Origin of the sequence: Cuspidothrix issatschenkoi CHARLIE-1 (assembly GCF_002934005.1) — a bacterium.
Lineage (GTDB): Bacteria > Cyanobacteriota > Cyanobacteriia > Cyanobacteriales > Nostocaceae > Cuspidothrix > Cuspidothrix issatschenkoi.
The window spans coordinates 1,265-13,314 of sequence record NZ_PGEM01000135.1 but is presented as its reverse complement, the minus strand read 5'-3'; the positions used below and the strand labels follow the sequence as shown (position 1 = coordinate 13,314).

At 36.9% G+C, this 12,050-nt stretch carries 11 protein-coding genes; 4 read left to right on the top strand and 7 right to left on the bottom strand.

Annotated elements, in window-relative coordinates; genetic code table 11:
- The coding region (locus CUN59_RS16835; RefSeq protein WP_133164042.1) for a GGDEF domain-containing protein at window positions 1–696 on the top strand (696 nt) is incomplete at its 5' end.
- A 153-nt stretch (window positions 697–849) separates the two neighbouring features.
- Here the strand turns inward: CUN59_RS16835 and CUN59_RS16830 are convergent.
- The 3 genes from CUN59_RS16830 to CUN59_RS16820 all read right to left on the bottom strand — a co-directional run bounded on the left by CUN59_RS16830 (window position 850) and on the right by CUN59_RS16820 (window position 4,577).
- On the bottom strand, window positions 850–1,248 hold the full coding sequence (locus tag CUN59_RS16830) for a nuclear transport factor 2 family protein (RefSeq protein WP_104388927.1): 399 nt from the start codon (window positions 1,246–1,248) through the stop codon (window positions 850–852).
- A 173-nt stretch (window positions 1,249–1,421) separates the two neighbouring features.
- Complete coding sequence (gene hisS, locus CUN59_RS16825; RefSeq protein ID WP_104388926.1) at window positions 1,422–2,819, bottom strand: histidine--tRNA ligase; 1,398 nt, start codon at window positions 2,817–2,819, stop codon at window positions 1,422–1,424.
- Window positions 2,820–3,158: 339 nt separating this feature from the next.
- Complete coding sequence (locus tag CUN59_RS16820; RefSeq protein ID WP_104388925.1) at window positions 3,159–4,577, bottom strand: aldehyde dehydrogenase family protein; 1,419 nt, start codon at window positions 4,575–4,577, stop codon at window positions 3,159–3,161.
- A gap of 124 nt (window positions 4,578–4,701) precedes the next feature.
- On the opposite strand from CUN59_RS16820, the gene CUN59_RS16815 reads away from it, so the two are divergent.
- The gene (locus CUN59_RS16815; protein ID WP_104388924.1) at window positions 4,702–5,571 is read left to right on the top strand and encodes an isocitrate lyase/PEP mutase family protein; all 870 of its coding nucleotides are present in this window, start codon (window positions 4,702–4,704) and stop codon (window positions 5,569–5,571) included.
- A 259-nt stretch (window positions 5,572–5,830) separates the two neighbouring features.
- On the opposite strand, the gene CUN59_RS16805 is transcribed toward CUN59_RS16815, so the two are convergent.
- The 3 genes from CUN59_RS16805 to CUN59_RS16795 form a co-directional block, all read right to left on the bottom strand.
- Window positions 5,831–6,988, bottom strand: coding sequence for a DUF262 domain-containing protein (locus tag CUN59_RS16805; RefSeq protein WP_133164041.1), 1,158 nt, complete (start codon window positions 6,986–6,988; stop codon window positions 5,831–5,833).
- Between the two features lie 118 nt (window positions 6,989–7,106).
- A complete protein-coding gene (locus tag CUN59_RS16800) occupies window positions 7,107–7,808 on the bottom strand; it encodes a Uma2 family endonuclease (RefSeq protein ID WP_104388922.1) in 702 nt (233 codons plus the stop codon).
- 178 nt (window positions 7,809–7,986) lie between these two features.
- Window positions 7,987–8,220, bottom strand: a complete 234-nt coding sequence (locus CUN59_RS16795) for a hypothetical protein (protein WP_104388921.1) — start codon at window positions 8,218–8,220, stop codon at window positions 7,987–7,989.
- 162 nt (window positions 8,221–8,382) lie between these two features.
- Between CUN59_RS16795 and CUN59_RS16790 the strand changes: the two genes are divergently transcribed.
- Together CUN59_RS16790 and CUN59_RS22140 are read left to right on the top strand one after the other, a co-directional pair.
- Window positions 8,383–10,455, top strand: coding sequence for an NAD(P)/FAD-dependent oxidoreductase (locus CUN59_RS16790; RefSeq protein ID WP_104388928.1), 2,073 nt, complete (start codon window positions 8,383–8,385; stop codon window positions 10,453–10,455).
- Window positions 10,456–10,608: 153 nt separating this feature from the next.
- Window positions 10,609–10,677, top strand: coding sequence for a DUF4114 domain-containing protein (locus CUN59_RS22140; protein WP_243406974.1), 69 nt, complete (start codon window positions 10,609–10,611; stop codon window positions 10,675–10,677).
- Window positions 10,678–10,927: 250 nt separating this feature from the next.
- Here the strand turns inward: CUN59_RS22140 and rsmI are convergent, their stop codons facing one another.
- Window positions 10,928–11,788, bottom strand: coding sequence for a 16S rRNA (cytidine(1402)-2'-O)-methyltransferase (gene rsmI, locus CUN59_RS16785; RefSeq protein WP_104388920.1), 861 nt, complete (start codon window positions 11,786–11,788; stop codon window positions 10,928–10,930).
- Window positions 11,789–12,050: the final 262 nt, after the last annotated feature.

Below are 12,050 nucleotides of genomic sequence, written 5' to 3'. Positions count from 1 at the left end.
CAAAAATTTGCCGAAATTGATATTATTCGTTCTAATGGCATTCTCGGACGTGCAGAAATTACCGTTGCTAATACTGAATGGTTAGAACAACAAGTATCTATTGTTTCGATGCGTGATGTTAGCGAACGTAATCAAATTGAAAAAAAATTGCGAATTGCCTTAAATAAACAGAAAGTATTAAGTCAAAAACTCAAAAAAATAGCTAATACTGATATATTAACGGGAATTGCTAATAGACGACATATTTTGTCTGTTTTGAAAAAAGAATTCCAACGCAGTCAACGTTATCACCACAAATTTTCAGTTCTCATCATTGATATTGATCATTTTAAAGCTCTTAATGATACCTATGAACACCCCATTGGCGATCTTGTATTACAAGAAATATCCCAATTTTTAGTTAATTATTTGCGAAATGTTGATGCTGTTGGGCGTTTGGGAGGTGAAGAATTTATTGCCATTTTACCAGCTACAGAGTTACAGAGAGCAATAGAACTAGCCGAACGTTTGTGTGAGCAACTTCGGAATTTAGAGATAGATATTACTCATAAAATAGTAAAAATTACTGTTAGTATTGGAGTCACAAGTTATCAAGTTAATGATCTGAATGATTCAGCAATTTTAAACCGTGCTGAGGATGCTCTTTATCAAGCTAAGGCAGGAGGACGGGACCGCGTAGTCGCAATTTCTGTTTGAAGGAGGCAGTGGTATGGCTAACGCCACCCTTTGCAAACGGCTAGGCTCACCAACCGGGGGCAGAAAGTAGGAAACAGAGCGCAGTTTTACTCCTGCCTTACTGGATAAAATTGGTAATTTATTACCCAAAACCCAACACCTAATACCTAACATCTAATAAGATTTACCATCACTACCAAAGTATTCTCTATAGCTGCAAATTTTATCATCCCGCACATCAAAGGCAACTGCAACCCGATTTTTATAAGGTTGTTCAAATAAGTTTCCTTCATCCCGAAATTCAAAAATCACGGTTTTTTCATTGCTGGTAATATTATCTAAGGAAGCAATTTTGATTCCCGTTTTAAAGGCTTCAGAAACGTAGGCAAAAAATTCTTTAGCCCGTTCTTTACCTATATTTAAACCGTGAAATTTTCCCGTAGGAAACCAAAAACTAAAATCATCCGTGAGCATATCAAGAAGGTTTTGCCAGTTACCAGTTGCTAAACCTTGTGTAAAATAATCAAAGGCTTGTTGAGCAATTTTTAATGTGTTTTCCGATGTATTTATCATTAATTTAACTAAATAGGTAGACCGAAAAATTTAAAGGTATGTGAAGAAAAGTAAAATCGCCCTCCCTGTTCCCTGTTCCCTTGCCCCAACGACAATTTTTAACGCCAACCTACTTACAACTTTACCGCAATTTTTACCGTTTAATAGATGTTGAACCGCATCAGGAATAGATTCTAACCCATTAAATTCAGTCTTCTTTTTACTTCCTCCCCTAAATCTGCTAAAGCTACCTCTATTTGTTCACCTGATTTTAAATCCTTTAATGATGATTTTTGGGCTGCCGCCTCATCAGCACCAATAATTACACAAAATCTAATTCCTAGTTTATCTGCTGCTTGAAATTGTTTACCTAATTGCTTTTTCTCAAAGTTAGTTATCACATTAATTCCTGCTTGTCTTAATTGTTGTGATATCTTTAAATAAACAGGTATTAAATCTTCCTGTATATTCACTACCATTACTTGGGCTGGTGTGGCAGATAAAGTATTAAGAACACCTGCTTTTAACAACCGACTAATTAACCGAGTCAAACCGATAGAAATACCGACTCCCGGCATTTTTTCGCCTAAAAACATTCCCACTAATTCCTCATATCTGCCACCAGAACAGATACTACCTAAAGCTTCATGGCCAATTAATGTAGTTTCGTAAACTGTGCCAGTATAGTAATTTAAACCCCGTGCAATAGATAAATCAATACAGAAACGTTTATCAGCAACTCCTAAATTTCTCACTCCATTAATTACAGTTTCTAATTCACTAACTCCTAAAATGAACTGTTCTGCTTCTGGTAAATTATTGGCTAGATGTTTGAGTTTATCTAAAATATCATCAACATTACCATCAATTTTAATAAACTCAATAATTTTCTCTGTTTGTTTTGAGGAAATACCTACTTTATCTAATTCTTGTTTTACTTTTGCTTCGCCAATTTTTTCTAAATTATCAATAATGCCAATACAAGCTTTAATTTGGTTTTCGGCTATACCTACAGATGCAAAGAAACCTGTGAGAATTTTCCGGTTATTAATGCGAATAACAAAATCACCAATATTAATTGCCTCAAAGATTTCGGTGATAATTGCCGGCATTTGAGCATCATATAATAAACTGAGTTTACCACGGGCAACTACATCAATATCACACTGGCGAAACTGGCGAAAACGTCCATCTTTTGCCCGTTCTCCCCGAAAAACCATATCCATTTGATAACGAGCAAAGGGAAAGGTTAATTCATTTAAATGACGGGCAATATAAGCAGCAAAAGGAACCGTTTGATCAAATTTTAAAGCCCTGGCTTCTGAACCAGTTTCTCCCGATTTATCCTTTTCGGCTTGGCGATTTGGAGGTAAAATCGGATCAATACCATAAATAATATTATCACCTTGATTACCTTTAGCTTGCAGAACTTCTAACCGTTCTACTGCTGGGGTTTCAATGGGTGTAAAACCATAACTTTCAAAAACTTTACGAATTATATCTAATAAATATACTTCTAGCCGCTTTTCACTGGGGAGAAATTCGGGAAATCCGCTAGGGGTAGAAAAGTTAATTTTGTCACTTTTTGTCATGTTCTTACCTTGTATATTGAGAATTTGATCACAGAATTACTATCTTACAGCAGAATTCATAATTCAGGTTTAAGTAGGTGAACCGAAAAATTTAAAGGTATGTGAAGAAAAGTAAAATCGCCCAAAACTCTCTTCGGTATTCCCAGTTAAGAGTTCCCTCTCTCCGTTTTCGGTATTCCCCAGTTAAGAGTTCCCTGTTCCCTTACCCCGACGACAATTTTTAACGCTAACCTACTTACTGACTTCCTTAATTTGGAGCAGTAATTGATGAAAAAACTTGCTGATGGAGAATTAGTGCCACAAAAAAATATTCTGACTCGGTGAATTCTTACATTTTACCTATTCTTCATTAAACCACCAAGGATCTTTATTAGTGTTGGTTTTAATCAAAAAGGCTTTTTTCCTGAGAAAACGTTTGAAACCTGATGCACCCATACGTGAACCTCCTAAACCAGAAAATTTAAAAGAGTTTTTCTCACCTTCGTGGATCATTGCTGTTAAACTGGCATCATTAATACTAATAGCACCTACATCTAATTGCATCCCAATTTCTAATGCTAATTCCGTTGATTCACTAAATATAGCAGCACTGAGTCCATAAATAGAATCATTGGCTAAGTCTATGACTTCTTCTATGGTAGAAAAAGACATAGTTGGCATAATTGGCCCAAATGTTTCTTCGGTCATAATTTTCATAGAATGGTTAACATTAGTGATAACTGTAGGACGACACCACCAACCGCCACCTATTTCTTCTACTTTACCACCACAGTGAATGATTGCACCTTTGTCAATGGCATCGTGTAGATGTTCATTAATAATTACAGCTTGTTTTTCTGAAATTATTGGGCCTATTTCTCCACTTTCCACGGTGGGATAAGCTAATTGCAAATTGTGGGCTTTAGCTACTAATTGATGATAAAATCTTTCAAAGATAGATTCAGCTACATAAATTCTTTCAATTGATAAACATGACTGACCTGCATTGACAACAGACCCCCATAAAATAGCGGATGTTGCTAAATCTAAATCTGCTGATTCTAAGACAATAGCCGGGTCTTTTCCACCTAATTCTAAATAAGCTGGAATAAAGTTTCTCGCGGCTGTTTCTGCTACTATTCTGCCTGTTTCTACGCTACCTGTAAAGCAAATTAAATCTACATCTTCTATTAAAGCTGCTCCTGTTTGTCCTGCACCTTCCACAAAATTTAAAACATCACGTAATTGAGGAACTGTATTTAATGTATTCATTAAAGGTGCTGCAAACCGGGGCGTAATTTCACTAGGTTTGACTATTACTGCACAACCAGCTAATAAAGCAGGAATTGTATCAATTGTAGATAATAAAAGGGGAAAATTCCAAGGACTAATAATACCAATTAAAGTATAAGGAACGGCTGTTTGTTGTAAAGAAATAAAGGGAGCGGATGTATTTTTAGCTGTTTCCTGTAATAGTTGGGGAGCTAAATTACACCATCTATCAATACTATTTAAAAAAGAGTCTATTTCTAAAACAGATGTTGATAATCTGCCTGTATCAGTAACTAAAGTATCTGTTAATTGTTGGCGATCTGATAATATTGCTTGTTGCCATTGTTTGAGGGCAACAATTCTGCCTTCAATACCTATTTCTTGCCAGGCAATTTGTCCTCTGCGGAGGCGGTGACATTGCTGGGAAATTAATTTAGGCGGTGGAGGAACGATAACATAATCAAATTTTCCTGTGCGGGGGTTGCGAACTTCAATTGGTTTTGTCATTAGTTATTAATTTATAGCGGTATGCACTTGGATAAGATACAAAATTGGCAAAGTTGATTAAATCCCACAATATCTATACAGTATTTATTGTATTGTCAAAATAGTCCATTTTATAGTTACTTGTATGTCTGCTGGCCAAAAACTCCGCGAATTACTTACACGTCCTGAAATTGTCGTTATTCCTGGCGTTTATGACTGTTTGAGTGCAAAACTGGTAGAAAAAGCTGGTTTTGATGTCGCTGCTACCAGTGGTTTTGGAATTGCTGCTTCTACCTTGGGTTTACCTGACTATGGTTTTCTCACCGCTACGGAAAATTTATCCACTGTTGGCCGCATAGCTCAGTCAATTAATATACCATTAGTTGCCGATTGTGATACTGGTTATGGCAATGCTTTAAATGTGATGCGAACTATTAAAGATGCCCTCCAGTTAGGTTTAGCGGGAATAATTTTAGAAGACCAAGAATGGCCGAAAAAATGCGGACATTTTGAAGGTAAACGAGTAATTTCCATGACCGAACAAACGGGAAAAATTCGGGCTGCTGTCAAAGCGCGTGGTGATAACAGTTTGGTAATTATAGCGCGAACCGATGCCCGTGCGCCCTTGGGATTGGAGGAAGCGATTAATCGGGGTAAAGCATATATCAATGTCGGTGCAGATGTTTTATTTGTGGAAGCACCCCAATCCGTGGCAGAATTGGAAATTATAGCCGCTAATTTTCCTGATGTACCATTGGTAGCAAATATTGTTGAAGGTGGTAAAACTCCGGCTATTTCCCCCGCACAACTGCAAAATTTAGGGTTTAAAATTGTCTTTTTTCCCCTGACTGCATTGATGGCTGTAACTGAGGTAATGAGTGTGTGTTTTCGTCATTTGAAGGAACAGGGAAGAACTGATAATTTATCTGGTTTGATGAATTTTCAGGATTTTCAAGAATTGATGAATGTGCCACAATTTCTAGCGATGGAAAAGGAGTATTCTGACTTGAATTAACCATAACAATCACTCTATTTTCTTCCCAATATACCCAACAATAATTTTGCCTGTCCCCAACTCTGGACATATCTCTAATTTTGGAAAGAAATGAAGCCGCCAAGCTCCTGCACCAGTCATTCTAAGATGTAAACTAAAAATACGCTTTTTACCGTCTGGGCATTCAAAAGTTAGTTTTCGCTCTAACTGTTGAAGCCTAGAGTCACTTTCTGGAGTAGCCTTACTAGGAAGAAGGTCTTTTGCAACCGCAATGAATGGATCATGGTAATACTTGTGTAATTAGTTCTTGAATTTGTTCTAATCTCTTATTTACAGTTGTGAATGTTCCCAGATTAGCATATAAAAAAGTTTTAAATTTACCATTATTACTCCACTCTATTATTGTTTGTTGCAAAATTTCTTTTCTTACTTTAAGAAAGTTAATGTCTTGACAATTAAGTTGATATAACTTAACAGACCATGCTTCAAATAATGCCTTATTCACAGGATATCGTTTTCCTTTATTTTTACGAAAAGCATTTTCACCAAAAATTTCAACAGCTAAATTCATTATAGTTTTAAATTTAGTCTCTAATACTTTGATTTCTTGATCTGACATACTATTAATATATGCCATCGTTTTTTCTAAAACTTTTTTATGGCTTTTATACTCAAATAATTCTTGATTCTCCACCATAAATACTAATACTCGCAGTATGCACTCACAATCCATCATTCTATCAGATTTTATCTCCTCATTAGTGGCTATTTTAAATTCAGATGATTCAGACAAGCGTTCTAATAAATTTGTTGCTTTACCTTGATTTAAAGCATGACGTATTTCTTGAGGTGATAAGGCTAAACCGCTAGTGTTAATACGTTCAAATATTGCTTGTCTATATTCCTGATCTGTCCCTGGTTCTAAAAAAATAACTGTGAGATTAGTTTCTTCTATCCGTCGTTGATAATTACGTGGAATTTCATCATATATTTTCTCATTAAATTGAGTAAATGATTCCAGTCCAGTTAATCTTAACTGTTTATCGAGAATGAACTCTTTTAAACTATTGAGTCGTTGTAAGCCATCTATTACTAACCATTTTTCCTCATTAGTTGCATCAATATAAAAGGCTGGTAAAGGGATACGCAGTAAAATTGATTCTATCAGTCTACTTTGAGCAATTTTATTCCAGACTTTTTTTCTCTGAAATTTTGGTTCTAATTCTAGTTGATGATAACTAATTCTTGCTAATAATTCATCAATGCTAACTTGTCTAGTTTCAACTCGAATTTTAGTAGGGTCAAAAGGCTCATTTATATCTTCTGCTGTAATAATATTTTCATCATCATATTCCGATAAATCATCTAAGATTTCTGATTCTATGATAATATCTGGATCAGTGATTTTTGCGTTAAGGTTATGTGTATCTGTCATCATATTTATTAGTTTAGTATTTTGTTCATCTAACGCTAACACTTAATAAATTACTGTAATTAACTAACTTAATTATACTGACTCCTTCAAGAAGCCGATTATTTGTATCTTTTACGCAATATCACGCTTCCGGTTCAATTCCCAAAGTACGCAACTGTGCAGCCAAACGATTCGCTCTTTCTTCACCAGTTAATAACAAATTACCTTGCAAATCCCACCACCGCAACCAGGGTAAATCCATATTCTGATATTCTCCCTGCCATAAACCTAACTCCACACCCATAGGCAGAATTGGATAATGTCCGCGTTCATTGGCTGGTAATAGCTGATATTCTCCACCAATTAATTCATAAATTTCTATACTGGCTTTAGTGACTTCATAAATACCATAAAAAGCAGGTTTAATTACCTGCTCATAAATCCAAAATTTACCCTGCCAAGGGGTTTTATCTCGTTCTTCTGCACCATTGCCAGAGACAAATTCTAAGGCAATTAATGGCGAAATATATTCTTGCCATAGCACATAAGAACGGCGAAATTGACCATTTAATAAAAGTGGTACATTGGGAACATAAAACCAATCTGGAGCTTTTGCACCGCGTTCTGGAGGGTCAGTAATACGCCAATAAATTCCTAAATCTTGACCAATACAATACTGACCATCTGGATGGCGTTTTTGTAATACTGGTGTAATGGACTCTGTTAGCAAAATGCTTTGGGGGTGTTCTTGCCAATTCTTCACGAATGTACCGTCTGACTCCGGGAGTTGGGTATGATCTGGGAGGCTGGTTTCTGTATAGGGAGGATCTGTAGTAAATTTCATCGGATTTGATGAGGTTTGTTTTAGTTTAGCAAGATGGGAAAAAAGGAGAAAGTGATGCTTGTGGCGATTGGCTAAGGCCAGCACTGAAAGCGATCGCATTTTTAACCTATAATCTCAATAATATTACGCTACTTAAAAATAATACAGGATCAACCTTTCCCCCCTGCCTCCTGCTATATTAGGGAAAAGTTTCCCAAGCTTGGGCAACCAATCTACTTAACCAGCGTCTTTGTTGTTTATCTAACATCGGGTCATCTGCCAACACCTGAGCAGTTAATTGGTCTAAAGACTGACCCTGAGCGCGAATAACCTTGACCACGCCAGCAATTACCGCCGCTACTAACTCTTCATCAACCGGCTGTTTTCTCAGTGCAGATATTTCTTGGGGACTGTCTGGGATAGGATAATTCATGGCATTGGTTTACAAAATTTAGAAAATGAACAAAAAACTTGATAAATCATTAAAATTCTTCATCAAATCTTTATGAAGCTAATTAGGGCAGAGTCTAGCTTAACTTCTGCCGCTTTTAAATCTGTCTGAGTGAGTAGATTCATTATGAAATATCAGAATAATATGCAAGAACTTCTGTATTTAGAAATTCCTACACCCGATACAGAATCAGTACGTGAATGGATACAAACAGATTTTGTTTTAGACAATGGGGAAAAACTTATTACCCCAGATGGTTTTCGCCTGAAAATCCCAGTTAAAAATAATACTTTTAATCAAGTAGAACTATCTGTTTTTGTCTGGTCGGTGCAGCGAACCACTTACCTGAAAGTATTCCGTTGGGGAGATAAACCATTTCCTAATGAGAAAGCCATTCTCCAATATCTCACCCAAGAAATCAGGAGTCGCTTTCCCAACTGCTACCCCGAACCACCTGTAATTAATAGGGAAAAATCAATTTTCCCACAGCTAGAACCCTATTATCCCCTCACCGTCAAGTATTTTCAGAAAATGCCTAATGGGGAATACGATCTTAACAGGGCTTATTGGTGGGAGCAACGGTGGCGAGAAGGTGTGAAAAATCCTCAAAAACCCCGTCAGGTGATCTTTTTTGACAATAACGGCAGGAAAGAATCCCCTCTTCCCTCTTCACTGTCACCTGTCCCCTGTCCCTCATCCCCTTCTGCCAATCCTGAATATGACATTATTTACATTGGTGGGGCTTTAGGGTCAATTCATGCCGCAGTTATGGCTAAATTAGGCTATAAAGTGCTGTTGATAGAGAGATTACCCTTCGGCAGAATGAACCGAGAATGGAATATTTCTCGCGATGAAATTCAAAGTTTAATTAATTTGGGTTTGTTAACTAATGCTGAGGTAGAAAAAATTATTGCTAGGGAATATAAAGACGGTTTCAATAAGTTTTTTGATGCTAATAATCCCCCCCATTTAAAATCCCCTACCCTCCACACACCCACAGTTCTAAATATAGCTTTAGATTCAGAAAATTTACTAACATTGTGTGGGCAAAAACTCCAAGGTGCTGGCGGTGATATTTGGGATGAAACAGAATTTATTCGCGCAGATATTGGTAATTCCCAAGTTACTATTCATATCAAACATTTACCCACTGGTGAAGAAAAACAAGTTAGTGGCAGATTATTAATAGATGCCATGGGAACAGCTTCTCCCATTGCTTGGCAATTAAACGGAGGTAGAGCTTTTGATAGTGTTTGTCCCACCGTGGGCGCAGTCATTGAAAAAGGTTTTGCACCAGGAGTATGGGATGCTGAATATGGGGATGTTCTCTACAGTCATGGAGATATTTCTAGAGGTAGACAATTAATTTGGGAATTGTTTCCTGGGGTCGGTGAAGAGTTGACAATTTATCTATTTCACTATCATCAAGTCAATGTCAAAAATCCCGGTTCTTTGTTAGAAATGTATGAAGATTTCTTTGCCATTCTGCCAGAGTATCGCCGTTGTAATATGGATAAATTAGTGTGGAAAAAACCCACCTTTGGCTATATACCCGGACATTTTAGTGTGAGTGAGAGCGATCGCACTATTGCCTTTGATAGATTAATTGCCATTGGTGATGCTGCCTCCCTCCAATCGCCTCTAGTATTTACCGGATTTGGTTCTTTAGTCCGCAATTTAGAACGATTAACAACCCTGTTAAATATTGCCCTCAAGCATGATTTATTAACTAAGCAGCACTTAAATAAAATTCGTGCTTATCAAAGCAATGTCGCCGTCACGTGGTTATTTTCTAAAGGAATGATGGTTCCCACTGGAAAATTTATAGCACCACAATTAATTAATTCCATGCTGAATACCTTCTTTGGATTATTAGCAAGTGAACCTGTAGAAATAGCAGATAATTTCATTAAAGATCGGTGTGATTGGTTCACATTTAATCGTCTAGCATTGAAAGCAGCTATGAAAAATCCAGTATTATTAATATGGATTTGGCAACTAGCCGGTTGGCAAGATTTATTACGTTGGTTTGGTAATTATCTTAGCTTTGCCCGTCATGCTTTAGTTAGTGTTATTTTAGGGACATGGTTTTCCCAGTGCCTAAAATGGAGTCAATCTTGGTTAGAAATTCGTTTTCCTGGATTATGGTTGCAATTGTTAGCAATTAACTACGCGATTTCTACAGGTAGACCACGCTTACCGCCGGCTTTGCGTTAATTTAATTTATTAACAAATAATTTCCTAGAGATGTTCTAACCGAACGTCTCTACAACGAAAAATAAAACCCATTTTCATCCAGTATGTTTATTTTCCTTATTTGGGGGGTAAACAGTGACAGTGTTGATCATATCTTGTTTATGAGGAAATAATATTTTTGGTTTTGAAGATTTACTAAATGGTGGTGATTTGGATTATAACGATATCATTATCAAAATGTAAGGATTCAGGATAGAAAATACTCTAAGTCGGGAAAATCAATGCTTTTGGAGTAAGTTATGATGATTTTTAAGAAAATATCACTTGCCTGTATTCCTGATTTTATAAGCATTCTAACTCCTGACTCGGTGACTCGGTGACTCCTGACTCGGTGACTCCTGACCCCTGACTCGGTGACCCCTAACTCCTAACTCCTAACTCCTAACTCCTGACTCCTAACTCCTGACCCCTGACTCCTTACATCAAATGAATTTTACTCAGATTGTGTGATTTCAATTGCTAAAGCTAGTTGATACAGATAGCGCCGAGATAATCCCGTATCCTTTGCTAACTGACGACTAGCTTGGGAACGGGAAATACCATCTTGCATGATCTGTAATAATTCAGTTTTTAGTTCTGTTTCTGTGAGTTGGGGTTGACTGGATGAAGTTCCTGCAACTAAGAGAGTATATTCTCCTTGGGGTTCTCGTTGCTGATAATCTGCGATCGCTTCCCCAATTGTCCCCCGCCAAAATTCCTCATATAATTTAGTTAATTCCCGTGCTATAACTATAGAGCGATCGCTTCCTAAAACCGTTTCTAAATCTGCTAAAGTATCTCGTAATCGGTGCGGTGATTCATAAAAAACCAAAGTCCGAGATTCACTTTGTAAAGATTCTAAATATTCTTTTCTTTGTTGACGTTTAGATGGTAAAAACCCATCAAAAATAAATTTATCTGTAGGTAATCCCGCCGCACTTAAAGCTGTAATTACCGCACTTGCACCGGGAATGGGAACAACGGTTATACCCTCATCAATACAAGCCTTAATTAACTCATATCCTGGGTCAGAAATTCCTGGCATTCCTGCATCACTAACGAGTGCGATCGCTTTTCCATATTGCAGATATTCTAACAATTCAGGAATGCGGCTATTACTGTTATGTTCATGATAACTAATCTGGGGTGTTTTCACCTGAAAATGTTGTAATAATCTGCCTGTATGGCGGGTATCTTCTGCGGCAATCATATCCACTGCTTGCAAAATACGTACCGCCCTAAAAGTCATATCTTCTAGGTTGCCAATTGGTGTAGCGACAATATAAAGTGTTCCTGGTTTTGGTTCAGTTTGCATGGTATATTTTACAATTCCTAATTAAATAAAATCAATAATTTCCGCTAATTACTCAGAATCAAAAACACATATATCAAAATAATAATTTGATCTGACTTCTAAATTCTGATATTTTTAATTTTCCTCCCAAACATTCCACCTCCTCAATTAAATTTTCCCAATGGACATCTAGTGGTAATTAGGGTTTGCTGAAAAAGTCTTTTCGTGAGGGCTAGGAGTCACCGAGGAAGAATTAGGAGGAGATAAGAATAGTCTCGAATCT